The sequence below is a fragment of the Burkholderia sp. ABCPW 111 genome, from assembly GCF_000773065.1.
GTDB lineage: Bacteria > Pseudomonadota > Gammaproteobacteria > Burkholderiales > Burkholderiaceae > Burkholderia > Burkholderia savannae.
The window spans coordinates 83,567-108,978 of record NZ_JPWT01000121.1 but is presented as its reverse complement, the minus strand read 5'-3'; the positions used below and the strand labels follow the sequence as shown (position 1 = coordinate 108,978).

Annotated in this window: 23 protein-coding genes and 1 pseudogene; 13 read left to right on the top strand and 11 right to left on the bottom strand. The window is 66.8% G+C overall.

All coding sequences use genetic code 11. From position 1 onward, the window contains the following. Positions 1-113 precede the first annotated feature (113 nt). Positions 114-396 (bottom strand): annotated as a pseudogene (locus tag X946_RS36770) (hypothetical protein). Positions 397-420: 24 nt separating this feature from the next. Between X946_RS36770 and X946_RS27135 the strand changes: the two are divergent. From X946_RS27135 to X946_RS27125, 4 genes are all read left to right on the top strand, one after another. Then, positions 421-3,408 carry a ribonucleoside-diphosphate reductase subunit alpha gene (locus X946_RS27135; RefSeq protein WP_038754382.1) on the top strand — a complete coding sequence of 996 codons (2,988 nt, stop codon included), beginning with the start codon at positions 421-423 and terminating at the stop codon, positions 3,406-3,408. A 367-nt stretch (positions 3,409-3,775) separates the two neighbouring features. Then, positions 3,776-4,990 (top strand): ribonucleotide-diphosphate reductase subunit beta, encoded by a 1,215-nt coding sequence (locus X946_RS27130; protein ID WP_038754379.1) that lies wholly within the window; start codon positions 3,776-3,778, stop codon positions 4,988-4,990. 78 nt (positions 4,991-5,068) lie between these two features. Next, positions 5,069-5,395, top strand: a complete 327-nt coding sequence (locus tag X946_RS32545) for a hypothetical protein (RefSeq protein WP_081990071.1) — start codon at positions 5,069-5,071, stop codon at positions 5,393-5,395. Positions 5,396-5,423: 28 nt separating this feature from the next. Further along, complete coding sequence (locus X946_RS27125) at positions 5,424-6,023, top strand: histone H1-like DNA-binding protein (protein ID WP_038754376.1); 600 nt, start codon at positions 5,424-5,426, stop codon at positions 6,021-6,023. 245 nt (positions 6,024-6,268) lie between these two features. Here the strand turns inward: X946_RS27125 and X946_RS27120 are convergent, their stop codons facing one another. From X946_RS27120 to X946_RS27075, 10 genes are all read right to left on the bottom strand, one after another. Further along, the gene (locus X946_RS27120) at positions 6,269-6,742 is read right to left on the bottom strand and encodes a glycine zipper 2TM domain-containing protein (RefSeq protein ID WP_038754372.1); all 474 of its coding nucleotides are present in this window, start codon (positions 6,740-6,742) and stop codon (positions 6,269-6,271) included. Between the two features lie 23 nt (positions 6,743-6,765). After that, the gene (locus tag X946_RS27115; RefSeq protein WP_038754369.1) at positions 6,766-7,704 is read right to left on the bottom strand and encodes a carbohydrate kinase family protein; all 939 of its coding nucleotides are present in this window, start codon (positions 7,702-7,704) and stop codon (positions 6,766-6,768) included. A 100-nt stretch (positions 7,705-7,804) separates the two neighbouring features. Continuing rightward, a complete protein-coding gene (gene tpx, locus X946_RS27110; RefSeq protein WP_038754541.1) occupies positions 7,805-8,308 on the bottom strand; it encodes a thiol peroxidase in 504 nt (167 codons plus the stop codon). A 67-nt stretch (positions 8,309-8,375) separates the two neighbouring features. After that, positions 8,376-9,752 carry a DUF3426 domain-containing protein gene (locus X946_RS27105; RefSeq protein ID WP_038754366.1) on the bottom strand — a complete coding sequence of 459 codons (1,377 nt, stop codon included), beginning with the start codon at positions 9,750-9,752 and terminating at the stop codon, positions 8,376-8,378. Positions 9,753-9,799: 47 nt separating this feature from the next. Further along, positions 9,800-10,702, bottom strand: coding sequence for a 50S ribosomal protein L11 methyltransferase (prmA, locus tag X946_RS27100; protein WP_038754363.1), 903 nt, complete (start codon positions 10,700-10,702; stop codon positions 9,800-9,802). A gap of 2 nt (positions 10,703-10,704) precedes the next feature. After that, the gene (gene accC, locus X946_RS27095; protein ID WP_038754360.1) at positions 10,705-12,072 is read right to left on the bottom strand and encodes an acetyl-CoA carboxylase biotin carboxylase subunit; all 1,368 of its coding nucleotides are present in this window, start codon (positions 12,070-12,072) and stop codon (positions 10,705-10,707) included. Positions 12,073-12,157: 85 nt separating this feature from the next. Beyond that, a complete protein-coding gene (gene accB, locus X946_RS27090) occupies positions 12,158-12,631 on the bottom strand; it encodes an acetyl-CoA carboxylase biotin carboxyl carrier protein (RefSeq protein ID WP_038754357.1) in 474 nt (157 codons plus the stop codon). Positions 12,632-12,697: 66 nt separating this feature from the next. Next, complete coding sequence (aroQ, locus tag X946_RS27085) at positions 12,698-13,150, bottom strand: type II 3-dehydroquinate dehydratase (protein ID WP_038754355.1); 453 nt, start codon at positions 13,148-13,150, stop codon at positions 12,698-12,700. A 195-nt stretch (positions 13,151-13,345) separates the two neighbouring features. Next, entirely contained in the window at positions 13,346-13,909 is a 564-nt protein-coding gene (locus X946_RS27080; protein ID WP_038754352.1) for a TlpA family protein disulfide reductase, read from the bottom strand. Between the two features lie 5 nt (positions 13,910-13,914). Then, entirely contained in the window at positions 13,915-14,559 is a 645-nt protein-coding gene (locus X946_RS27075) for a hypothetical protein (RefSeq protein ID WP_038754349.1), read from the bottom strand. A 193-nt stretch (positions 14,560-14,752) separates the two neighbouring features. On the opposite strand from X946_RS27075, the gene mpl reads away from it, so the two are divergent. The 9 genes from mpl (at position 14,753) to X946_RS27030 (ending at position 25,396) form a co-directional block, all read left to right on the top strand. Next, positions 14,753-16,165 carry a UDP-N-acetylmuramate:L-alanyl-gamma-D-glutamyl-meso-diaminopimelate ligase gene (mpl, locus tag X946_RS27070; RefSeq protein ID WP_038754346.1) on the top strand — a complete coding sequence of 471 codons (1,413 nt, stop codon included), beginning with the start codon at positions 14,753-14,755 and terminating at the stop codon, positions 16,163-16,165. Next, positions 16,162-16,731, top strand: coding sequence for a YqiA/YcfP family alpha/beta fold hydrolase (locus tag X946_RS27065; protein WP_038754343.1), 570 nt, complete (start codon positions 16,162-16,164; stop codon positions 16,729-16,731). Before mpl ends, X946_RS27065 begins: the two co-directional genes overlap by 4 nt. A gap of 115 nt (positions 16,732-16,846) precedes the next feature. Continuing rightward, a complete protein-coding gene (locus X946_RS27060; RefSeq protein WP_038754341.1) occupies positions 16,847-18,925 on the top strand; it encodes a ribonuclease catalytic domain-containing protein in 2,079 nt (692 codons plus the stop codon). Next, the gene (aroE, locus tag X946_RS27055; protein ID WP_038754339.1) at positions 18,922-19,800 is read left to right on the top strand and encodes a shikimate dehydrogenase; all 879 of its coding nucleotides are present in this window, start codon (positions 18,922-18,924) and stop codon (positions 19,798-19,800) included. Before X946_RS27060 ends, aroE begins: the two co-directional genes overlap by 4 nt. A gap of 19 nt (positions 19,801-19,819) precedes the next feature. Continuing rightward, the gene (gene mtgA, locus X946_RS27050) at positions 19,820-20,590 is read left to right on the top strand and encodes a monofunctional biosynthetic peptidoglycan transglycosylase (RefSeq protein WP_038754336.1); all 771 of its coding nucleotides are present in this window, start codon (positions 19,820-19,822) and stop codon (positions 20,588-20,590) included. Between the two features lie 484 nt (positions 20,591-21,074). Continuing rightward, a complete protein-coding gene (locus tag X946_RS27045) occupies positions 21,075-22,709 on the top strand; it encodes a S10 family peptidase (RefSeq protein ID WP_038754333.1) in 1,635 nt (544 codons plus the stop codon). 91 nt (positions 22,710-22,800) lie between these two features. Then, positions 22,801-23,202 carry an EF-hand domain-containing protein gene (locus X946_RS27040; RefSeq protein ID WP_038754331.1) on the top strand — a complete coding sequence of 134 codons (402 nt, stop codon included), beginning with the start codon at positions 22,801-22,803 and terminating at the stop codon, positions 23,200-23,202. A 275-nt stretch (positions 23,203-23,477) separates the two neighbouring features. After that, positions 23,478-24,386: an IclR family transcriptional regulator gene (locus tag X946_RS27035; RefSeq protein WP_038754329.1), complete on the top strand. Its 909-nt coding sequence runs from the start codon at positions 23,478-23,480 to the stop codon at positions 24,384-24,386. After that, positions 24,383-25,396, top strand: coding sequence for a 2-dehydro-3-deoxygalactonokinase (locus X946_RS27030; protein ID WP_038754326.1), 1,014 nt, complete (start codon positions 24,383-24,385; stop codon positions 25,394-25,396). Before X946_RS27035 ends, X946_RS27030 begins: the two co-directional genes overlap by 4 nt. The last annotated feature ends 16 nt before the right edge of the window (positions 25,397-25,412 follow it).

Below are 25,412 nucleotides of genomic sequence, written 5' to 3'. Positions count from 1 at the left end.
GCCGCGCCTTGTCGCGTCGGCGTATCGCGCTTGTCAATAGACCGCGAGCAAATTTTTCCTTTGGCGCTCGCGCGAGGCTCCACTATACTTTGGGCCAATCGAGCAGTTCGGCACTACATATAGTGTGTCGATCGGGGGCATTTTCCGTTCCCGACCGCAGTCCCGGCGTTGCCGCCGGAACGCGACATTCTCAATGCGGCGCATCCGGCCAGCGGTCCGGCGCGCTGCGACCCACGTGGAAAGGTGCAGCCGGGGGCGCGATGCGCATGAAGAAGACCAGTGTCGAATCAAGCGCGTCGTTCGGACCCAACCGGCAAGGCAGCCGCTTCTTCCGCGTCTTACCGCTCGCGCACCTTGTGGCGCACCGTTCGTTTTAATCCGCGGTTCCTGCCGCATCACCCAACACCAGGAGTTTTGCCCATGCAAACCACCGACAACGCGACGTCCCAATTCGAGAGCGCGGCGAGCCGCTCTCTCGCCGGGGGCGCGCAAGGCGCGCCGGCAATTGCGTCGCAGACGACGTACGCCGACTACAAGGTGATCCGCCGCAACGGCAGCGTGGTGTCGTTCGAACCGTCGAAGATCGCGATCGCGGTGACGAAGGCGTTCCTGGCCGTCAACGGCGGCCAGGGCGCCGCGTCGGCACGCGTGCGCGAGCTCGTCGAGCAACTGACGCAGTCCGTCGTGCGCGCGCTCATGCGCAGCCGCCCGAACGGCGGCACGTTCCATATTGAAGACATTCAGGATCAGGTCGAGCTCGCGCTGATGCGCGGCGGCGAGCACAACGTCGCGCGCGCGTACGTGCTGTATCGCGAGAAGCGCCACCTCGAGCGCGTTCACGCGGGCGAGGCGGCGGCCGTCGAATCGTCGACGGGCGGCGGCATCAACGTGACGGACAACGGCGTCACGCGTGCGCTCGACCTGAACGCGCTGCGCGCGCTGATCGTGTCGGCGTGCGAAGGCCTGGGCGACGCGGTGAGCCCGGAGCCGATCGTCTCGGAAACGGTCAAGAACCTGTACGACGGCGTGCCGATGACCCAGGTCTACGACTCGGCGATCCTGGCCGCGCGCACGATGATCGAGAAGGACCCGGCGTACAGCCAGGTCACGGCGCGCATCCTGCTGCACACGATCCGCCGCGAGATCCTCGGCGAGGAAGTGACGCAGGCGGAAATGTCGACGCGCTACGCCGAGTATTTCCCGCAGTTCCTGAAGCGCGGCGTCGAAGCCGAGCTGCTCGACGACAAACTGCTGCAGTTCGACCTGAAGCGCCTCGGCGACGCGCTCGACGCGAGCCGCGACCTGCAGTTCGGCTACCTCGGCCTGCAGACGCTGTACGACCGCTACTTCCTGCACGTCGACGGCACCCGCATCGAGATGCCGCAGGCGTTCTTCATGCGCGTCGCGATGGGCCTCGCGCTGAACGAGATCGACCGTGAAGCGCGCGCGATCGAGTTTTACAACGTGCTGTCGAGCTTCGACTTCATGAGCTCGACGCCGACGCTCTTCAACTCGGGCACGCGCCGCTCGCAGCTGTCGTCGTGCTACCTGACGACGGTCGCGGACGATCTCGACGGCATCTATGAAGCGCTGAAGGACAACGCGCTGCTGTCGAAATTCGCGGGCGGCCTCGGCAACGACTGGACCCGCGTGCGTGCGCTCGGCTCGCATATCAAGGGCACGAACGGCAAGTCGCAAGGCGTGGTGCCGTTCCTGAAGGTCGTCAACGACACGGCGGTCGCGGTGAACCAGGGCGGCAAGCGCAAGGGCGCGGTGTGCGCGTACCTGGAGTCGTGGCACCTCGACATCGAGGAATTCCTCGAGCTGCGCAAGAACACGGGCGACGACCGCCGCCGCACGCACGACATGAACACGGCGAACTGGATTCCCGACCTGTTCATGAAGCGCGTGATGGAAGGCGGCGACTGGACGCTGTTCTCGCCGTCGACCTGCCCGGACCTGCACGACAAGTTCGGCGCCGAGTTCGAGGCGGCGTACGTCGGCTACGAAGAGAAGGTCGCGCGCGGCGAGATCAAGCTGTTCAAGAGGATTCCGGCGCAGCAGCTCTGGCGCAAGATGCTCGGGATGCTGTTCGAGACCGGCCACCCGTGGATCACGTTCAAGGACCCGTGCAACGTGCGTTCGCCGCAACAGCACGTCGGCGTCGTCCACTCGTCGAACCTGTGCACGGAAATCACGCTGAACACGAGCGACACCGAGATCGCCGTCTGCAACCTCGGCTCGGTGAACCTCGTCGCGCACCTCGCGAAGCAGGCCGACGGCAGCTACGCGCTGGACCAGGAAAAGCTCAAGCGCACGGTCGGCGTCGCGATGCGGATGCTCGACAACGTCATCGACATCAACTATTACGCGGTCGCGAAGGCGCGCAACTCGAACCTGAAGCACCGTCCGGTCGGCCTCGGCATCATGGGCTTCCAGGACTGCCTGCACCTGCTGCGCACGCCGTACGCGTCGGAGGAGGCGGTCGAGTTCGCCGATCGCTCGATGGAAGCGGTCTGCTACTACGCGTACTGGGCGTCGACCGAGCTCGCCGAAGAGCGCGGCCGCTACTCGAGCTACCGCGGCTCGCTGTGGGATCGCGGCATCCTCCCGCAGGACACGCTGAAGCTGCTGACGCAGGCCCGCGGCGGCTACGTCGAGGTCGACACGAGCGCAACGCTCGACTGGCCGGCGCTGCGCGCGCGGATCGACTCGTTCGGCATGCGCAACTCGAACTGCGTCGCGATCGCACCGACGGCGACGATCTCGAACATCATCGGCGTGTCGGCGTGCATCGAGCCGACCTTCCAGAACCTGTACGTGAAGTCGAACCTGTCGGGCGAATTCACGGTGGTCAACGAGTACCTGGTGCGCGACCTGAAGGAGCGCGGCCTGTGGGACGAGGTGATGGTCGCCGACCTGAAGTACTTCGACGGCATGCTGTCGCGCATCGACCGTATCCCCGCCGACCTGCGCGCGATCTACGCGACCGCGTTCGAAGTCGATCCGAAGTGGCTCGTCGAGGCGGCGTCGCGCCGTCAGAAGTGGATCGACCAGGCGCAGTCGCTGAACATCTACATGGGCGGCGCGTCGGGCAAGAAGCTCGACGAGGTCTACAAGCTCGCGTGGCTGCGTGGCCTGAAGACGACGTACTACCTGCGCACGATGGCGGCGACGCACGTCGAGAAGTCGACGGTCGCGCACGGCGCGCTGAACGCGGTGCCGACTTCGGGCGGCTCGAGCGGCGGTGCCGCGGGCGGCGCGCAAGGCGCGGCGGGCGGTTTCGGCGCGGCGGGCGGCGATGCGCAGTCGGGTGCGCTGAGCGCGGCGCCGATCGAAGCGGACGGTCCGGTGTGCACGATGCGCCCGGGCGATCCGGGCTTCGAAGAGTGCGAAGCGTGCCAGTGATGCGGCGCGCGTAGCGCGCAAAGAGCGCGAGCGGCGCGTGGCGAAGACCGATAAAGGTTGAAGTGCGCGCCGCTCTCTACTAAAAAAAATGATAAGGAATCTGTAACGCAGCGAACGCGTTGCAGCGAGCAGGAAGAGTGATCGAAACATTCCCGACGACGTCGCGTTTCGATCCGCGTTCGATGCGTCGAGCGCACCTCGCGAATCACGTGCGGCACACATCGCGCTCCGCATGAATGACGATGCGTTGCTCAAAGTGTTGTATCGAGGTCGCAACGCGAATCGAAAAAAGGATTTTTCGTGAGCGAACCCTTTTATCGCTCAGGAAAAGATGGTACAAACCGATCTAAATTGATGGTGAGAATTTATGCTCAACTGGGATGACGAGAAGACTGCCGTAACTCCCGCGAGCGGAGCGCAGCAAAACGCGATGCGCGACCCCGCAGGAATGGCCGTCGGATTGCAGGCTGCGGTGCCTGCCGCTCATCAAGCTTCGTCGGCGCGCGACATCTTCGCGGGCGATTTCGCGGTAGCGCCGCATGCGCCGGCAGCCGTCGCTTCGGAAGCGCGCGTCAACGTCGCCGACAAGCGCATCATCAACGGCCAGACCGACGTCAATCAGCTCGTGCCGTTCAAGTACAAGTGGGCGTGGGAGAAGTACCTGGCCGGCTGCGCGAATCACTGGATGCCGCAGGAAATCAACATGTCCCGCGACATCGCGCTGTGGAAGGACCCGAACGGCCTGACGGAAGACGAGCGCCGGATCGTCAAGCGCAACCTCGGCTTCTTCGTGACGGCCGATTCGCTCGCGGCAAACAACATCGTGCTCGGCACGTACCGCCACATCACGGCGCCGGAGTGCCGGCAGTTCCTGCTGCGACAGGCGTTCGAAGAGGCGATCCACACGCACGCGTACCAATATATTGTCGAATCGCTCGGCCTCGACGAAGGCGAGATCTTCAACGCGTACCACGAGGTCGAGTCGATCCGCGCGAAGGACGAGTTCCTGATTCCGTTCATCCATACGCTGACCGACCCGGCTTTCAAGACGGGCACGCTGGAAGCCGATCAGAAGCTGCTGAAGTCGCTGATCGTGTTCGCGTGCGTCATGGAAGGCCTGTTCTTCTACGTCGGCTTCACGCAAATTCTCGCGCTCGGCCGTCAGAACAAGATGACGGGCGCGGCGGAGCAATATCAGTACATCCTCCGCGACGAGTCGATGCACTGCAACTTCGGGATCGACTTGATCAACCAGATCAAGCTCGAGAACCCGCACCTGTGGACGGCCGAATTCCGCGCCGAGATCCGCGAGCTGTTCAAGCACGCCGTCGATCTCGAGTATCGCTACGCGGAAGACACGATGCCGCGCGGCGTGCTGGGCCTGAACGCGTCGATGTTCAAGAGCTACCTGCGCTTCATCTGCAATCGCCGCTGCCAGCAGATCGGCCTCGATCCGCTGTTCCCGAACGAGGAAAACCCGTTTCCGTGGATGAGCGAGATGATCGACTTGAAGAAGGAACGCAACTTCTTCGAGACGCGGGTGATCGAGTATCAGACGGGCGGCGCGCTGTCGTGGGAGTGACCCGGCGCGCAGTCGACGAGTAACGATGTGGATGCCGGGCGCCGTGCCCGGCACAAGGTTTAGGAGCAAGAACGCCTGATGCAAAGCATGTCCGGCGCCTCAAGGGCCCAAGTACACGACAGGCACTTTGCGAACCCTTCAGTGGGATGGGCAAACTTCCCTCCGGAAAAAGCGGGCGGCCGAGCGGCCGCCGGCTCGATCAAGCGATTAGGGGCGGCGGCGCAGGGCGCGCCGGTCGCCGACTTGATTTGGCGCGCGGTGCCGAGCGGCACGGTGCGCCATACCGTATTCATTAGCGTAAGCAAGCGTCATCCGCGTACGCCGATGAATAGCCCGCTTCGCAGCGCACGTTCTGATAGACGTCCGCGGGAAGCGGGTTTTGACGAAGGGTGTAGTTTGAACTGACTCTCATCTGAACCTGAAGGAGAAAATGATGGCACTTGCCAAGAAGAAGCCGGCTGCCAAGAAGGCTGCCGCGAAGAAGGTTGCTGCCAAGAAGGCCGCACCGGCCAAGAAGGCAGCGGTGAAGAAGGTTGCTGCGAAGAAGGTCGCGGTGAAGAAGGTCGCTGCCAAGAAGGCGGCACCGGCGAAGAAGGTCGCAGCGAAGAAGGTTGCCGCGAAGAAGGCGCCGGCGAAGAAGGCTGCTGCGAAGAAAGTCGCAGTGAAGAAGGTCGCGGCGAAGAAGGTTGCTGCGAAGAAGGTCGCCGCGAAGAAGGCGCCGGCGAAGAAGGCCGCTGCGAAGAAAGTCGCAGTGAAGAAGGTCGCGGCGAAGAAGGTTGCCGCGAAGAAGGCGCCGGCGAAGAAGGCTGCCGCGAAGAAGGCCGCGCCTGCGAAGAAGGCTGCTGCGAAGAAGGCCGCGCCTGCGAAGAAGGCTGCGCCCGCAAAGAAGGCGGCTGCGCCGAAGAAGGCGGTCGTGAAGAAGGCTGCGCCGGCGACGACGGCGTCGACGGCATCGGTTGCTCCGGCATCGGGCGTGAAGACCGCGCTCAACCCGGCAGCGGCATGGCCGTTCCCGACCGGCAGCCGTCCGTAAAGACTCGCTGCGCCCAGACGGACACATTCGCTGTGTCCTGAATCGAGTAGTCCTACTCGATCGAGATCCCGTCATCGGCTCGCCGGTGGCGGGATTTTTTCATGTCGAGGCCGGCAGCGGTGCGTGGCGGGTTATCCGCAGGCGCATAAAAAAACGCACGCGCGCAGAGGCACATGCGTTTTTTGGCTGTGCGGCTCGCGCCGCATCGTGCTTCGGGGCGCCGGGCGTGCTCGCCGGCGCGCCGATCAGTGCGTGACGCGAGTCACGCCGCCGCTCGACAGCAGTCGCACGCGCTCGCCCGCGCGGAACGCTTCGGGCGTCGCTGCCTGCGTGATCGAGCGCAGGTCGCCGTTGTCGAGGCGCACGGTGATTTCGACGCCGTTCGCCGAGCTGAGGCCCTGGCCGACCGCGTTGCCCGCGACCGCGCCGGCGATGCCGCCCGCGATCGCGGTCAGCACCGAGCCGCGACCGCCGCCGATCGCGCTGCCGGCGACCGCGCCGAGCGCGCCGCCGCCGAGCGTGCCGAGCGCGCCGCCGCCGCCGTCGCCCTGAATCCGCACTGCGCGGACGGTTTCGACCGTGCCCATCCGCACGGTCTGCTCGCGCTGCGCCTGGCCGACGCTATAAACGTCGGCCGAACCCGGCGGCGTGAAGCAGCCTGCGAGCGTCACCGTCGCGGTCAGCATCGCGGCGAGCGTGAGGGTTTTCCTGGTCAACATGTTTCATCTTCTCCAAACAAGATTCACTTCGGACTGTAGCCGAACGCGGTCTCGAAACGCGCATCGATTTCCGCGCGAGTCAGCGTGTACGTTTGCGGACCCTGGTGCGCGATCTTCAGCGAGCCCATCAGGCTCGCGAGGCGCCCCGTCGTCGCCCAGTCGAAGCCGTGCTCGATTCCATGCAGCAAGCCGCCGCGGAACGCGTCGCCGCAGCCGGTCGGATCGACGATCCGATCGGCCTTCACGGCCGGGATCTGCTCTTCGCCGTCGCGATGGCGGACCGTCGCGCCGTGCTCGCCGCGCGTGATGATGAGCGCCTGAACCCGGCTGGCGATTTCGTCTTCGGACCAACCCGTCTTGTCGCACACCAGCTTGGCTTCGTAATCGTTGACAGCAATGTAAGTCGCAAGTTCAATGCTGCGGCGCAAGGTAGCGCCGTCGAAGAGGGGCAAACCCTGACCCGGATCGAAAATGAACGGCACGCCCGCCTGCGCGAGCTCCTCGGTGTGCTGAACCATCCCCTGGAAGCCGTCCGGCGCGACGATCGCGAGCTTGATGCCCTTCGCTTCGCCCGCGTGGTTCACGTGCGACTGCATCATCGCACCCGGGTGGAAGGCGGCGATCTGGTTGTTGTCGAGGTCGGTGGTGATCATCGCCTGCGCCGAGTACGTGTCGGGCAGCACGCGCACGTAGTCGCGCGCGAGGCCGAGCGCGTCGAGGCGGTCGAGGTACGGCTGCGCGTCGATCGCGCCGAGCGTGCCCATCATCCGCGCGTCGCCGCCGAGCAGATTCAGCGCATAGGCGATGTTGCCCGCGCAGCCGCCGAACTCGCGGCGCATCGTCGGCACGAGGAAACTCAGATTGATGAGGTGCACCTGGTCGGGCAGGATGTGCTCGCGAAAGCGCCCTTCGAAGGTCATGATGTTGTCGTAGGCGATCGAACCGCAGATCAGCGTAGCCAAGGTGTGCGTTCCTGTAGAGAAGGTGGAAGGGCGGCCGCGCCGCGCGTTTCGCCCGTCGCGCGGCTGGCGGGCGGGGCGCGTCGCGGCCGTTCGGTGCGGCTTACTTCAGTGCGGCGAGGGCGGCGTCGTAGTTCGGCTCGTTCTTGATTTCGCCGACGAGCTCGGTGTGCGTCACCTTGTCGTTCTCGTCGATCACGACGACCGCGCGCGCGGTCAGGCCGTCGAGCGGACCGCTCGTCACGTTCACGCCGTACGCGTCGGCGAATGCGCGGCCGCCGCGGAACGTCGACGCGGTGATCACGTTCGCGAGGCCTTCCGTCGTGCAGAAGCGGGTTGCCGCGAACGGCAGATCCGCCGACACGACGATGACGACGGTGTTGTCGAGCTTGCTCGCCGCTTCGTTGAACTTGCGAGTCGACGTCGCGCAGGTCGGCGTGTCGAGGCTCGGGACGATGTTCAGCACCTTGCGCTTGCCGGCGAAGCTCGCCAGCGACACGTCCGCGAGATCCTTGCCGACCAGCTTGAAGTCGGGGGCCTGCGAGCCGACTGCCGGGAACGTGCCGGCGATTTCGATCGGGTTGCCACCCAGCGTGACTTTGCTCATGTTCGTGCTCCAAATGTGTGCGCCGATGCGGCGCACGGGTTGAGGCCACGCGCCGCTTCGCGGCGCGTTACGGATAGAAGATCTGGACGCGGAAGTTCGACGCGGCGACGCCGTTCGTCTCGATGCGGACGATCATCGTCTGCGTCGCGCCGGCGGGCATGCCCGCTTCGATGCGCGTGCCGGGGCGCGCGTAGTCGCGCGGCGCGAGCACGCGGCGCGCGGTGATGTTGTTCGCTTCGTCGAGCAGCGTGAGCTCGATCGACGGATAGGCGAGCGCGACGCGGTAGCGATTCGTGAGCGGCACCTTCAGCTCGAGGAGGCGCGGGCCGTCGAGCTGGCGCAGGTCGGACGCGTCGAGCCGCAGACCGTCGATCGCGCGCGGCGGCGCGACCGTGCAGCCGAGCGCGGTGCATGCCTGCTTGAAGAGCGGCTCGGTCGACGGCCAATAGATCGTGATCGTCTCGCGTTGCCACCATGCGAGCTGCGCGGCGAGCAGCGCGGCGAGCGCCAGTGCGACGCTCATGCCGAGCGCGCGCGCGAAGCCGCCGCGCGCGGCATTCGCGCGGGCTTCGCGGGTCATCGCGAAATGCTCGCGCTCGTCGGCTTCGGGCGTTGCCGCGAACGGCTCGGCCTGCGTTCGGGGCGATGCCGCCGCGCCGAAGCGCGGCTCGCGATCGTGCGCGGTATCGGCGAGCGCCGCGGCTGCGGCCGAGGGCGACGCGAGCACGGGTTCGGCCGCATCGTCGTGCCGCAGGCCGAAGGCGTGCGCGGCTTCGGGCTCGCGCTCGGCGGTCACGCGGTGATCGAGATCGGGCGCCGGGTGCGGCGGCGGCGGAAATTCGCGCGTGCCGACGGCGGGCAAGTCGACGTCGGGCGTTCGGGTTGCATGCGCGCCGGGAGCGGCCGCGGGCGGCACGTGCGCCGCGCGTTCGGCGGGCGACGGCGTTTGCGCGGCTTGCGCTTCGGTTTCGGAGAATTCGGGGGCTTCGGGCGCGTCAGGCGCATCGTGGGCTTCGTGGGCTTCGTGCGTCGGCACGTCGGCTTCGGGCTCGCGCGCTTGTTCCGCCGCGCTTTGCATCGCAGCCGCGCCGTTCGGCGGGGCCGCGACGCTCGCGCTCGTCACCTGCAGCTTCGGATCGACGACGCCGTCGAGCCACGGCGCCCACATGTCCCATGCGCCCGGCGCGAAATCGCGATGACCGGCTTCGAGCGGACGTCGATCAGGCGACGTTGCATCGAACAGGCGCTGCGGCGCCGGCTGCTGTTGCGCGTACGGCGCCGTTTGCGCAGCGGCCGCCTCGTGCGCGGCGGGCACGAGCGAGCGCGCCGCGTCGAACACCTGCTGGCAGTGGCCGCAGCGCACGAGACCGTCGTGCAGCGCGAGCTGTTCCCGCTGCAGTCGGAAGACGGTTTCACAATGAGGGCAGCGCGTTGCGAGGAGCATGGTCAGCCGGGCAGCCAGCGGGGCCTGAGTGAAGGACAGCGCTTATTCTAATGGCTTTCGCGCCGCTTTCCGGCGAGGCATACCCAGCCTTCGTGTTCGCGCCAGACGGCGATGTCGATATAGCGGGCGTAGACGCTCGCGACTTCGTCCGCCTGCCGCGCGAGCACGCCCGACAGCGCGATGCGCCCGCCCGGCTTCACTTTCGATGCGAGCATCGACGCCATCAGCTTCAGCGGATTCGACAGGATGTTCGCGACGACGATGTCGAATTCGCCGTCCGGGCAGTCGCCGGGCAGGCCGTACGTGACGTCCGCGCGATTGCGCTCGCTGTTCTGGCGCGCCGCTTCGACCGCCTGCGGATCGATGTCGATGCCGGTCACGCTGCCCGCGCCGCACTTCTTCGCGAGGATCGCGAGAATGCCGGAGCCGCAGCCGTAATCGAGCACCGTCTGCCCGGGCTTTACGGTCTGCTCGAGCCATTCCATGCAAAGGCGCGTCGTCGGATGGCTGCCCGTGCCGAACGCGAGGCCCGGATCGAGCTCGAGCACGAGCGCGTCGGGCTCCGGCGCGTCGTGCCACGACGGCACGACCCAGATCTTCTCGCCGATGTGGATCGGGTCGAATTGCGATTGCGTGAGCCGCACCCAGTCCTGCTCCTCGACTTCGCGCAGCGCGAAGCGCGGCGTCTCGTCGAGGCCGGCCTCGTTCGCGGCGGCGGCGAGCAGCACCGCGGGGTCCTGCGTCGCGTCGACGAGCGCGATCACGCGCGAGTGCTGCCACGCGGTGCGCTCGGGCGTCAGACCCGGTTCGCCGAAGAGCGGCTGCTCGTCCGGCGTGTCGGCATCGGCGTCCTCGACGGACACCGACAGCGCGCCCAGCTCGACGAGCGCGTCGGACAGCGCGTCCGCGTGCTCGCGGGGCAGCTCGGCGACGAGTTCCCGATAGCTCATGATTACGCTTCTTCCGGCGCGGCCTGCAGCTTCTGCGCGAGCCGGTTCTCGAGATAATGGATGCTCGGGCCGCCTTCGACGAACTTCGAGTCGAGCATCAGCTCGCGATGCAGCGGGATGTTGGTCAGGATGCCTTCGACCACCATTTCCGACAGCGCGATGCGCATCCGGCTGATCGCCTGCTCGCGCGTCGCGCCGTAGGCGATCAGCTTGCCGATCATCGAATCGTAGTTGGGCGGCACGAAATACCCATTGTACGCGTGCGAATCGACGCGGATGCCGGGGCCGCCCGGTGTGTGCCACGACGTGATCCGGCCCGGCGACGGCGTGAACTTGAACGGATCTTCGGCGTTGATCCGGCATTCGATCGCGTGGCCGCGGAATTGAATGTCGCGCTGGCGGAACGACAGCTTCTCGCCCGCGGCGATCTTGATCTGCTCCTGGACGATGTCGACGCCCGTGATCAGCTCCGTCACCGGATGCTCGACCTGCACGCGCGTGTTCATCTCGATGAAGTAGAACTCGTTGTTCTCGTACAGGAACTCGAACGTGCCCGCGCCGAGGTAGCCCATCTTCTTGCACGCGTCCGCGCAGCGGTCGCCGATTCGGTCGATCAGGCGGCGCGCGATGCCGGGCGCCGGCGCTTCCTCGATCACCTTCTGGTGGCGGCGCTGCATCGAGCAGTCGCGCTCGCCGAGCCAGACCGCGTTCTTGTGCGAATCGGAGAGCACCTGAATCTCGATGTGGCGCGGATTTTCGAGGAACTTCTCCATGTAGACCTGCGGATTGCCGAATGCACGGCCCGCTTCCTCGCGCGTCATGTTGACCGCGTTCACGAGCGCCGCTTCGGTGTGAACGACGCGCATCCCGCGTCCGCCGCCGCCGCCCGCCGCCTTGATGATCACCGGATAGCCGACCGCGCGCGCAATTTTCACGATCTCCTTCGGATCGTCCGGCAACGCGCCGTCCGAGCCCGGCACGCACGGTACGCCGGTGCGGATCATCGTCTGCTTCGCGGTGACTTTGTCGCCCATCATGCGGATCGTGTCCGGGCGCGGGCCGATGAACGTGAAGCCCGATTGCTCGACGCGCTCGGCGAAATCGGCGTTCTCCGACAGGAAGCCGTAGCCCGGGTGGATCGCCTCGGCGTCGGTGACTTCGGCCGCGCTGATGAGGGCCGGCATGTTCAGGTAGCTCAGATTCGACGGAGCGGGGCCGATGCAGACCGCTTCGTCGGCTAGCTTCACGTACTTGGCTTCCTTGTCGGCCTCGGAGTAGACGACCACCGTCTTGACGCCGAGCTCGCGGCACGCGCGCTGAATGCGCAGCGCGATTTCCCCGCGGTTGGCAATGAGGATTTTTTCAAACATAGCGAGTATTCGTCTCTTCGATGGGCGAGCGAGCGCGCGCCTTGAGAGGAGCGGCGTCGCTTGCGGGCGCGCCGCGCGGCGGGTCTTAGCCGATCACGAAAAGCGGCTGGCCGTATTCGACGGCTTGGCCGTTTTCGGCGAGGATTTCCTTGATGACGCCGGCTTTGTCGGATTCGATTTCGTTCAGGAGCTTCATCGCTTCGATGATGCAAAGCGTCTGGCCTTCCTTCACGGTGTCGCCGACCTGGGCGAACGGATCGGCGCCCGGCGACGGCGCGCGGTAGAACGTGCCGACCATCGGCGACGTCACGATGTGGCCCTGCGGCGCAGCGGCGGCGGGCGCGGCGGCGGGAGCCGAGGCGCCCGCGCCTTCGATCGGCGCCGTCATGACGGGGGCGGGGGCGCTCACCTGCGGCGAGAAGCCGGCCGACGGCTGCACATAGACCGGCGGCGCGTTCTTGACGATGCGCACCTTGCCTTCGCCTTCGGTGACTTCCAGCTCGGAGATGCCGGATTCGGAGACGAGGTCGATCAGAGTTTTCAGCTTGCGAAGGTCCATCGGGAGTTCCCCTTTCAATACGTGAAACGCCGGTTCGGGACCGGCGCTGAATCGAGTTCGTGAAAATCAGCCGCGCGACGCGCTTTGCAGCTTGTCGAGCGCGTATTCGAGCGCGTACAGATAACCCTTCCAGCCGAGGCCGCAGATGACGCCTTCGGCCTGATCGGAGAAATAGGAGTGATGCCTGAACGGCTCGCGCCGGTGCACGTTCGACAGATGAATCTCGACGAACGGAATGCCGACGCCCGCGAGCGCATCCCGGATCGCCACGCTCGTATGCGTATACGCGGCCGGATTGATCAGGATGAACTCGGTGCCGTCGCCTCTCGCAGCCTGGACGCGGTCGACGATCGCGCCCTCGTGGTTGCTCTGAAACGACTCGAGCTCGACGCCCGCCTCCTGCGCCCGCGCGGCAAGCGCCCGATCGATCTGCTCGAGCGTCACGCGGCCGTACACCTCCGGCTCCCGGGTGCCGAGAAGGTTCAGGTTAGGGCCGTGCAGCACCAGCAATCGTGTCATGGTCGCTTCTTTTTCTGCGGAATTGCGCGAACTTTATCGCCAATTAGAGAAATTTGTCTAGTTTTGCCGAATGGACGAGGGCCTCGACGGTCGCGAAACGGCGCGCTCGCGCGCCCAGAATCGGTCAACTTCGCGTAAATTGTCGCCATCGACATTCCAAGTATCGGCAACGCGCCGGTAGTATGCCGGGCTGGATCAGAGCGTATCGAGCGTGCGTTTCAGCTCGTCCGGGTGGATTTGCCCCAATTTTGTCTCGCGAACCTTGCCCGTTTCGTCGATGACGACGGTGAAGGGCAGTGCACCCGCCGTGTTGCCGAAATTGCGGGCCAAATCGGCGCCGGCATAGCCGCTGACGAAGATCGGATAGTCGACCGGCACCTTCTTCAGGAAGTTCTTCACGTTCTGCTCGGAATCGACGCCGATCCCGACGAAACGTACGCCTTTCTTCTCGTATTCCTGCGACAGCTTCACGAGTTCGGGCATCTCCTCGACGCACGGGCCGCACCACGATGCCCAGAAGTTGACGACCACCTTCTGGCCCTTGAAGGCGGCGAGCCCTTGCGGCTTGCCGTCGACGTCCGGATACGACGCGGCCCACAGCGCGTCGACCGCGTTGCTCGCGGCGGGGCCGCCCGCCGGCGCACCGGCTTGCGTGCCGCCGTCGGCCGCGCTGCCGCGCACCCAGTGGCCGGCGACGAGGCCGCCCGCGATCGCGACGGCAGCAACCACGACGCCTGCGAAAATCCCTTTGCTGTTCATTCGGTTCAAGATTCGGTTGATGAGGAGGGCGACGCGTCGACGAGCGCGCGCAGCGCCTGCGCGTCGGCCCGCGACAGACGGCCGCGGGCGTCGGCCTTCACGGCGCCGCGCAAGTCGTCGCTCGTATACAGTGCGACGTGGATGCCGACCGGCTCCGCGCCGCGCGCCTCACGCCACAGGAAGCTGAGCGTCTCGACGTCGCCGCGCCCCGCGAAGTGGCGGGTTTCGGATACGTCGTACTGGATGTTCTGGTTCAGCAGATAGATCGCGACGTCCTTCTGGTTGTCGCTGAACGTCTGCAGATGGATGTCGGAGTGCGCGTTCGCCGTGCCGTTCAGCACCGCGCCCGCGACGTACGGATTGAACGGCGCGAGCCGCTCCATCCACGCGAGCGCGACGACGCGCAGCCGCCGCAGTTCGGCGGGCTGCGTGTCGCCCTGGAAGAGCGCGAGGTATTCGTGCAGTTCTTCTTCGATTTGGTCGTTATCCGGCAGCCATTCGCCGGCAATTCGGCTTTCGCCAAGCACCTGGCGCGCGGCCTTGCGCTTCGCGCCGGCGTAGTCGAGCCCGTCTTCGGCGATCAGGCGTGCCGCGGCGAGCGCGATTTCGTCGCGCACGCGCCGCGGATCGAGTAGGGTTTTGCGAGACATGATCCGGCAATCATACTAGATCGGTGCCGAGCGACCTGGCGGTTGCGTCAAGCGTCGTTCGCGTCGGAGCCGTCAGTTACAATAGCCCCCTTTGCGCGGCGGCGCGAGCGCCACGACGCGCAGGTTTTTCCGGCTGCCGGCGCGAAGCGCGGCCGGCTCCCGATTCGACTACGCCCATGCGGCGCGAAGCTCTATGCATATCCACATTCTCGGCATCTGCGGCACCTTCATGGGCGGTCTCGCCGTGCTCGCCCGCGCGGCGGGCCACACCGTGACGGGTTGCGACGCGGGCGTCTATCCGCCGATGAGCACGCAGCTCGAGGCGCAGGGCATTCAGCTGATCGAGGGTTACGGCGCCGAACAGGTCGACCTGAAGCCCGATCTGTTCGTGATCGGCAATGTCGTGTCGCGCGGCAACCCTTTGATGGAGGCGATCCTCGACCGGGGGCTGCCGTACGTGTCCGGTCCTCAATGGCTCGGCGAGCATGTGCTCGCCGGCAAGTGGGTGCTCGCTGTCGCCGGCACGCACGGCAAGACGACGACGAGCTCGATGCTTGCGTGGATTCTCGAAGACGCCGGCTTGAATCCCGGCTTCCTGATCGGCGGCGTGCCGCTGAACTTCGGCGTGTCCGCTCGGCATACCGATTCGAGCTTCTTCGTGATCGAGGCGGACGAGTACGACACGGCGTTTTTCGACAAGCGCTCGAAGTTCGTCCACTACCGGCCGCGGACCGCGATCCTGAACAACCTCGAATTCGATCATGCCGACATCTTTCCGGATCTCGCCGCGATCGAAACGCAATTCCATCATCTCGTGCGTACGGTGCCGGGGGGCGGCCGGCTTGTGACGAACGGCTGCGAAGATGCGCTCGAGCGCGTGCTGTCGCGCGGCTGCTGGAGCGACGTCGAGCGTTTCGGCGTCGACGGCGGCTGGCAGGCGCTGCCCGCCGAGGACGGCGTGCCGATCGACGAGCGCTTCGCCGTCTATTGGCGCAGCGAGCGAATCGGTGCGGTCGACTGGCAAGTGCAGGGCGAGCACAACCGGATGAATGCACTCGCCGCGATCGCCGCGGCGCGCCACGTCGGCGTGCCGCCCGCGCAGGCGGCCGCCGCACTCGCGGCGTTTCGCAACGTGAAGCGCCGGATGGAAGTGCGCGGCAGCGTCGACGGCGTGACTGTCTACGACGATTTCGCACACCATCCGACGGCGATCGAAACGACGATCGCCGGTCTTCGTGCGCGTATCGGCTGCCAAAATTCTCGAATCCTCGCGGTGCTGGAGCCGCGCTCGAACACGATGAAGCTCGGCGTGATGAAGGCGCAACTGCCGGCGAGCCTCGCCGACGCCGATCTCGTGTTCGGCTACGGCGCGCCGACCGGCCGCGACGCGCTCGGCTGGAGCCTGCCCGACGCGCTTGCGCCGCTCGGCGACAAGGCGCGAGCATTCGACGATCTGCACGCGCTCGTGAAGGCGGTGACGGCGGCCGCGCGGCCGGGCGACCATGTGCTCGTGATGAGCAACGGCGGCTTCGGCGGCGTGCACCAGAAGCTGCTCGACGCGCTGTCGGCGCACGGCGGCGCGGCGACGCCACGGAGCGGCGCGTGATTCTGTATCTGCACGGCTTCCGCTCGTCGCCGCAGTCGTTCAAGGCGCGCGCGCTCGCGGGCCGGCTGTCCGAGCTCGGGCGCGCGGACGAATGGCGCTGCCCGACGCTGTCGGTCGCGCCGCTCGACGCGATCGCGGCGGTGGAGGCCGAAGTCGCGGGCGTGCCCGTGCGCGACGTTACCGTGATCGGCAGCTCGCTCGGCGGCTATTACGCGACGTGGCTCGCGGAAAAGCACGGCTGGCGCGCGGTGCTGCTGAATCCGGCGACGCAGCCGCAGCGCGACCTGCGTCGCCATCTCGGCGAGCAGCCGCTCTGGCACGGCGGCGGCACGATTGTCGTCGAGCCGCATCATCTGGACGAGCTGAACGCGCTGCGCGTCGCGGCGATCACGCGGCCCGAGCGCTACTATCTGCTCGCGGCGACGGGCGACGAAGTGCTCGACTACCGCGAGATGCTTGCGCACTACCCGGGCGCGCGAACACGCGTCATCGACGGCAGCGATCACGGAATCAGCGAATTTGCCGACTATATCGACGACGTTCTTGCATTTTGTGACGCCGGATAGACCGTCGCCGGACGCGAAGTCCGGCGCGCGGCACCTTATACACCACACGCGGCGTCGACGGCTTCCGAAGCGAAGCGCGGCGCGCGGAAGTCTGAACGAAAGACGAGAGTACTGAGTGAACGTTTTCTTCGAGGAATCGGGCAGTTTCAAGGCGGGCAGCGTGCTGTCGCGCCAGGGCGACGCGTTTCAGGTCGAATTGCCGGGCGGCCGGCGCGCAAAGGTGCGCGCGAAGGATGTGCTGATCGAATTCGAGAAACCTGCCGCGGGCGAGCTGATGCAACAGGCGGATGAAGCCGCGCAACAGATCGATCTGGACTTTCTGTGGGAGTGCGCGCCCGCCGAGGAATTCGCGTATGCGACGCTCGCCGACGAATATTTCGGCGCGAGCTATGGCCCCGTCGAGCGCGCGGCGCTCGTGCTGCGCCTGCACGGCTCGCCCGTCTATTTCCGCCGCAAGGGGCGCGGACAGTACCAGCGCGCGCCCGAAGAGCAGTTGAAGATGGCGCTCGCCGCGCTGGAGCGCAAGCGCCAGCAGGCGCTCGTGCAGGCCGGCTACGAAGAGGAGCTGAAGGCGGGCAAGCTGCCCGACGCGTTCGCCGGCAAGGCGCTCAACCTCCTGACGAAGCCGGACAAGAACTCGATCGAATACAAGGCGCTCGACGCGGCGGCGCTCGCTCGCGGCGTGTCGCCCGCGCGCCTGATGCTCGACTGCGGCGGCGTTGCGTCCGCGCGCGCATTGCACGAGGCGCGCTTTCTCGCCGAATACTTCCCGCACGGCACGGGCTTTCCGACCGTCGCGGTGGGCAAGCTGCCCGACGACCTGCCGCGCGCGGACGTGAACGCGTTCTCGATCGACGACATCACGACGACCGAAATCGACGACGCGTTCTCCGTCGAGCATCTGACCGACGGCCGCGTGCGGATCGGCGTGCACATCGCGGCGCCCGCGCTCGGCGTCGCGCGCGGCGACGCGGTCGATGCGATCGCGCGCGCGCGGCTGTCGACCGTCTACATGCCGGGCGACAAGATCACGATGCTGCCGGACGACGTCGTCGACGTGTTCACGCTGAAGGAAGGCGACTATCGCCCGGCGCTGTCGCTGTACATCATCGTGAAGCGCGACACGCAGGAAATCGTCGCGAACGAAACGCGCGCCGAATACGTGTACGTGAAGAGCAACCTGCGGCACAACACGCTCGACGAGCTCGTCACCGAGGAGGCGCTCGCGGCGGGCACGGGCGACTATCCGCACAAGGACGACATCGCAGTGCTCTGGCCGCTCGCGCAGGCGCTCTTCGAGCGGCGCCAGGTCGCGCGCGCGGGCTATGGCCTGAGGCGTGAAGTGCAGCGCAACACCGATTACAACTTCTACGTCGAAGACGAGCGCGTGTCGATCACGCCGCGCCGGCGCGGCTCGCCGCTCGATCTGATCGTGTCCGAGCTCGCGATCCTCGCGAATTCGACGTGGGGCGCGTTCCTGCACGATCACAGCGTGCCCGGCATCTATCGCACGCAGCGCGCGTTCGGCATGCCGAGCGGGCCGAAGCGCACGCGGATGCAGACGAGCGCCGCGCCGCACGAAGGGCTCGGCGTGCCGCAGTACGCGTGGAGCACGTCGCCGCTGCGTCGTTACGTCGACCTCGTCAATCAATGGCAACTGCTCGCCTGCGTGCAGCACGGCGTGACCGCGAAGCTCGCCGCGCCTTTCAAGCAGAAGGACGCGGATCTGTACGCGGTCGTGCAGGGCTTCGACGACACGTATGCCGCCTACGCCGATCACCAGCGGCGGATGGAATATTTCTGGTGCCTGCGCTGGATCAAGCAGGAAGGCCGCAAGCAGGTGAACGCGACCGTCGTGAAGGGCGATCTCGTGCGTCTCGACGAAGTACCGCTGCTGCTGCACGTGCCCGCGCTCGGCGTGCATGCGCGCGGCACGCGCGTGCTGCTCGACGTGATGTCGGTCGACGAGCTGACGATCGAGGCGTCGGTGCGGCTCCTCGGCGTGCTCGACGCGCCGACGGTGTCGGGCGGCGAGCCGGCCGACGATGAAGAGGACGTCGAAGCGGCCGACGACGTGCTGCTCGACGCGGCCGACGAATCGGCCGAAAGCGAGGCGGAAGCGCTTGCCGAGGCGGGCGGCGCGGCGCACGGCGACGGCGAAGCGTCCGCGAGCGGCGAGGAGCAGCCGAAATGAGCGCGACCGTCGATTCCGCCGCGCGCACGCGCGATCGCTATGCGGTGATCGGCAATCCGATCGCGCACAGCAAGTCACCGTTCATCCATGAGCGCTTCGCCGATCAGACGGGCGAGGCGATCGAATACGCGCATCTGCTCGCGCCGCTCGACGGCTTCGCGGCCGCGGTGCGCGAGTTCATCGCGCAGGGCGGCCGCGGCGTGAACGTCACCGTACCGTTCAAGCTCGAGGCCTACGCGCTTGCCGACACGCTGTCGCCGCGCGCGGCGGCGGCGGGTGCCGTGAACACGCTGCGCTTCGACGCAGACGGCATCTTCGGCGACAACACCGACGGCGTCGGCCTCGTACGCGACATCGAGACGAATCTCGGCGTGAGCCTGACGGGCGCGCGCATCCTGCTGCTCGGCTCGGGCGGCGCGGCGCGCGGCGTCGTGCTGCCGATGCTCGAGCGCGCGCCCGCGTCGCTCACGATCGTCAACCGGACCGCGAGCAAGGCAGAAGAGCTCGTCGGCCAGTTCACGCAGGCGGCGCACGACGCGGGTTGCGTGCTCGCGGGCGGCGGGCCCGAGCGGGTCGCGCGCGAGCCGTACGACGTGATCGTCAACGCGACGGCGGGCAGCCTCGATGCGGCGCTGCCCGCGTGCGACGCGGCGGCGTTCGGCCCGTCGACGCTCGCGTACGACATGATGTACGGCGCGCGGCCGACCGTCTTCATGGAGCACGCGGCGGCGCTCGGCGCGCGCGTGGCGGACGGGCTCGGGATGCTGGTCGAGCAGGCGGCGGAGTCGTTCTATATCTGGCGCGGCGTGCGGCCCGACAGCGCGCCCGTGCTCGCCGCACTGCGGGCCGCGCTCGCGGCGTCGGCGGCGCACTGAGCGCGAGAGGCGCGGCGGGGTGCGGAACAGTCCCGTTACGCCCGGCCGGGGCCTCGCGCCGGCACGCGGCGCGACCGGCGCGCGCCGGCGCGGCCTCGCGCGCTGGCTCGCGTACGCAGGCGGCGTGTTCGCCGGCGCGTGGCTCGCGACGCAGCTCTACTACTTCGCGCAGATCGCGCTCTGGACGGTGATCGATCCGGGCTCGAGCGCGTTCATGCGCGCGGACGCGTGGCGCTTGTCGGCCGAGCGGCCCGCCGCAGCGATCCGGCATCGATGGGTGCCGTACGACAAGATCTCGCGAAACCTGAAGCGCGCGGTGATCGCATCCGAAGACGCCGATTTCGCAAACAATTCGGGCTACGAAGTGGATGCGATCCTGCAGGCGTGGGAGAAGAACCGCGCGCACGGCAGGATCGTGTCGGGCGGCTCGACGATCACGCAGCAGCTCGCGCGCAACCTGTTCCTGTCCGGCGAGCGGAGCTATATCCGCAAGGGGCAGGAGCTCGTCATCGCGTGGATGCTCGAAACGCTGCTCGACAAGGAGCGCATTTTCGAGATCTATCTGAACTCCGTCGAATTCGGCCGCGGCGTGTATGGCGCGGAAGCCGCCGCGCAGTACTACTACCGGATTTCCGCGAGCCGGCTCTCCGCATGGCAGTCGGCGCGGCTCGCGGTGATGCTGCCGAATCCTAGGTATTTCGATGCGCACCGCGGCTCGCCTTATCTTGCGCAGCGCGCGGGCGTGATCGCGCGACGGATGGGCGCGGCGGAATTGCCGGCGTCGCAGTAAGGGCGGCCGGGCCGCCCGCGTTTTCCGTTTTCTTCCGCGCGTGCGCGTCGATCGGGCGGCGTTTCTTCATGCGGCCGGCGCGCGCGCATCCTGCGGCACACCATTCCGCTATTCAGGCTTCTACAAATCTTTCAAAATCGATACATCCGGAATTCGGGTAATTCCTCAATTTATTTCGGTCACCAGATTAGTTCTGCTCCGCAGTGCGAATCGAGCAATAAAAAATCCGTTCGATCGGCGCTTTTGTGGCGATCGGATTGACAAAACACGGCTCGAAAGCCCGATTTCATATCGATTCCGTTCAAATCGAAATTCGAATTCGAAAGAATAAAGTAAGCCTGATTTCTTTCAAATGTTTCGCTATTTTTCAAATCGAAGCTTGTCGCGTATATTGGCCGACGCCTTGGCTTATCGGGCCGATCGAGCAAGGTGGGGGCGCCTATCCGGCCGCTCTGGAAAACAACACGAGAGAAGGAAGACGACTATGCCAGCACGTAAAACGAAGCTGTTATTAGCCGCGGTATTCTCTTCGCTGCTCCTCGCAGCGTGCAACGGGGATGACGGAGGCCCCGCTGCGAGCGTCGCCGCGAATGCCGACAGTTCGAGCAATACCGGCACTTCCTCCGGCGCGGACAAGCCCTACCAAGATCCCAACCGCTATTCGTCGAGCGGGAGCGCATCGCTGTCGCCTTCCGCCGTGACCGAGAACGCCGCGATCACGCATCACCAGATCACGGTGAACGGCAAGACGATCAACTACACGGCGACTGCCGGCCACCTGAGCGCCCGCAACCCACAGACGGGCGCCGCCGAAGCATCGTTCTTCTACGTCGCGTACACGGCGGACAACCAGCCGCTCGGCAAGCGTCCCGTCACGTTCTTCTACAACGGCGGCCCGGGTTCGTCGACGGTCTGGCTGCACCTCGGCTCGTTCGGTCCGAAGCGCCTCGTGACCGGCGATCCGAACGCGAACAGCCCGACGCCGTTCCCGTTCGTCGACAACCAGGAAACGCTCCTCGACACGACCGATCTCGTGTTCGTCGACGCGATCGGCACCGGCTTCTCGGAAGCGATCGCGCCGAACACGAACCAGACGTTCTGGGGCGTCGATCAGGACGGCGGAGCATTTCGCGATTTCGTGACCCGCTATCTGCAGGTGAATCAGCGCAACGATTCGCCGAAGTACCTGTTCGGCGAATCGTACGGCACGCCGCGCACCGACGTGCTCGCGAACCTGCTCGAGACGGCGGGCGTGAAGCTCGGCGGGATCGTGCTGCAGTCGTCGATTCTCAACTACAACAGCAATTGCGACATGGCGAGCAACTCCGTCGGCAATTCGAACAACGGATCGAGCGCGGTGAGCTGCGCGGGCTTCGTGCCGAGCTACGGCACGGTCGGCGCGTACTACCGGCTCGACAATCCGAACCCGTCGAATCTGCCGCAATACGCGGACCAGATGCGCCTGCTGACGGCGGGCACCTATTCGCCGGCCGTGGATGCGTATCTCGCGAGCAACACGCAGCCGTCGCAGAGCCTCGTGACGACGATGTCGAATTCGACGGGCGCCGCCGCGTCGCTCTGGCGCGCGAACTTCAACCTGCTGCCGACCACGTACGACAACAGCTATCAGCTCGCGCTGATCCCGGGCACGCTGATCGGCCGCTACGACGCGCGCGTGAACGTGCCGACGAACAGTCCGCTCGCCGCGGACGGCGATCCGTCGAGCAGCTTCATCACGAAGCCGTTCACCGACACGATCGGTACCTATTTGCCGAACGTGCTGAAGTACTCGGCGAAGTCGGCCTATGCTGTGGAGAGCAACGCGATCAATTCGTGGGATTGGAGCCACGACGGTCTCGATCTGCCCGACACGATCCCGGATCTGGCCACGGCGCTCACGCTCAATCCTGCGCTGAAGGTGCTGTCGCTGAACGGTTATCACGACATCGCGACGCCGTTCTATCAGACGGAGCTCGATCTCGCCCGTCTCGGCGCGCAGCCCAACCTGACGATCAAGGATTACCAGGGCGGACACATGGTCTATCTGGACGATACGTCGCGGCCGCGGGAGAAAGCCGATCTGGCGACGTTCTATGCCGCGACGCCCGTCGCGCGGTGACGTCGAACGATGCTGAACCGCTGGTCGCGCCGCGCGCATGATGCGCGGCGCGCGACGAGCCATGACGACCCCATTTCTCATCGGAGCTGACATGAAAATCCATTCGGCATTTGCCTGGTCGGCGCTCGCCGCCGCAGGCCTCGCGCTCTTCATGCAAGCGGCGCTCGCGCAGCAGGCGGCGAGCGGCGCGCAACCCGATCGCCGCGCGCAGGCGCAACTCGGCGATCCGTACGTGCCGCCCGCCGCGCGCAAGCCGACGGCCGGCACACAGACGTCGGGCGCCGCGCTGCACGCGCAGGTCGTGCGCAAGCTGCAGCGCCAGTTCGCAGCGGCCGACGCCGACAATACGGGCCTGACCGAAGCGCAGGCGAAGGCGGCGGGCCTCGGCTACGTCGCGAAGAACTTCAAGCAGATCGACGCGAACCACACGGGGCGCGTGTCGTTCTCCGACGTGCAGCGCTACATCCAATCGCAGAGCGTGACGCAGCAGTAAGCGCGCCGCGCATCGTCTACCCCACGAGGAGCGCGGGGTGCGCATCGAACGGGCTCAGCCGGGCATTCGGCTCAGCCCGTTTTTTTCATGCGCGTTCATGCGCGCGGCCGTCTCGCGGGTATGATCTGGATTCCCAATATATGAGAGCTTCATTCAGATATTGGAGCTTGCTGCAGGCCCCCCTACAATCCGAAGCACATCGAAATGCTTCGGCAGATGTGCGGCCGCCGCGAAATCGCGGCTCGCGCGTCTGAATTGCCGGAGTTCATCGCACCATGAACAAGACGCCCATGACGCTTGCTTTGAACGGCGCGACAGCCGTCCATACCGACATGTCCGACGCGGCGCTCGCCGACAGCATCGGCGCGACGAGCACGCCGCTCGACCTCGCCGCGCAGCAGGCGGGCACGCAGACGCTGCTGCGCGGGCTCGCGATTCTCGAGGCGGTCGCGGGCGGCGCGCGCGACATGCGCGCGATCGGCGCCGCGCTCGGCACGACGCGCAGCACGACGCACCGCCTCGTCAGCAGCCTCGTGCAGGCGCGCTATCTGCGCCAGGTGCAAGGCGGCTATCTGCTCGGTCCGAAGCTGATCGAGCTCGGCACGATCGCGCTCGAGCAGATGCCGCTCACGGCGGTTGCGCGGCCGCATCTCGAGGCGCTCGCGCAAGCGACGCTCGACACGATTCACCTCGGCGTGCGCGACGGCGACGACGTGCTCTACATCGACAAGATTCCCGGCACGCGCGGCCTCGAGATGCGCTCGCGGATCGGCCACCGGATGCCGCTCGCGTCGACGGGAATCGGCAAGGCGATGATGCTCGACCTCGATCCCGACACGTGGCGCTCGCTGTTCGAGGCGTCCAAGCGCGCGCTCGCGGGCGTGAACTTCAAGCCGGATCGCCGCCCCGACGTCGGCACGTTCCTGCAGCGGATGGCGCACTACGCGGCGGGCGGCTACACGTTCGATCTCGAGGAGAACGAAACGTCGATTCGCTGTGTCGCCGCGCCGGTGCGAGACGCGTCGGGCGCGATCGTCGCCGCGCTGTCGGTGGCGAGCACGATTCCGTACATGTCGCTCGACCGCATGAACGAGCTCGTGCCGCTCGTGCAGCGCGGCGCGCGCGCGATTTCGGCCGATCTCGGCTGGAGCGCGCCGCAGGCGACGCGCAGGATCAAGCGATGACGGCGCACGCGGCGGCGCCCGCGCTGATCGGGCTCGACTGGGGCACGACGTCGCTGCGCGCGTACCTGTTCGCCGCCGACGGCTCGGTGCTCGACACGCGCGCGCTTGCCGCCGGCGTGATGAGCTTGCCCGATGCGCAGGGCGCATCGTCGTCGCAGGCATTCGACGCGGCGTTCGAGCGCGCGTGCGGCGCATGGCTCGATCGCGCGCCGCACGTGCCCGCGCTCGCGGCCGGCATGGTCGGCAGCGCGCAGGGCTGGCGCGAAGCGCCGTACGTGACGATGCCGGCCGACGCCGACGTGTTCGCATCGAATCTCGTGCGGCTTCGCACCGCGCGCGGCTCGTCGCTCGCGATCGTGCCGGGCGCGCTCGAGCCGGGCGAGTTGCCGGACGTGATGCGCGGCGAGGAGACGCAGATCGTCGGCGCGCTCGCGGCCGAGCCGTCGCTCGCGCACGAGCGAGCGGGCGTGCTGATCGCGCTGCCCGGCACGCACGCGAAATGGGCGTGGGTGCGCGACGGCCGCATCGAGTGGTTTCGCACGTACATGACGGGCGAGCTGTACGCCGCGCTGCGCGGGCACACGATTCTCGGCCGCACGATGCAGCCGAGCGACGCGCCCGATTGGCCCGCGTTCGCGCATGGCGTGCGGATCGCGCGCCGCAAGCGCGGCGAGGGATTGCTCGCGACCTTGTTCAGCACGCGCACGCTCGGCCTGACCGGGCAGCTCGCGCCGCAAGCGCAGGGCGATTATTTGTCCGGACTGCTGATCGGTCACGAGCTGAACGCGCTCGACGCGCTGCTCGACGGCCACGGCGCATCGCTTGCCGCGCTCGCTCCGCGCCTCGTCGGCGACGGCGCATTGTGCGATCGCTATCGCCGCGCGCTGGCCGAATTCGACTGCGGCGAGGCGCGCATCGTCGAGCGTGCGTCCGAGCGCGGCCTGTGGCGCATCGCGACGCTGGCCGGGCTCGTCGGCGCGGCGGGCGACGCCGTCTGCACGTCGCAATAGACGCAGCACGTTTCGA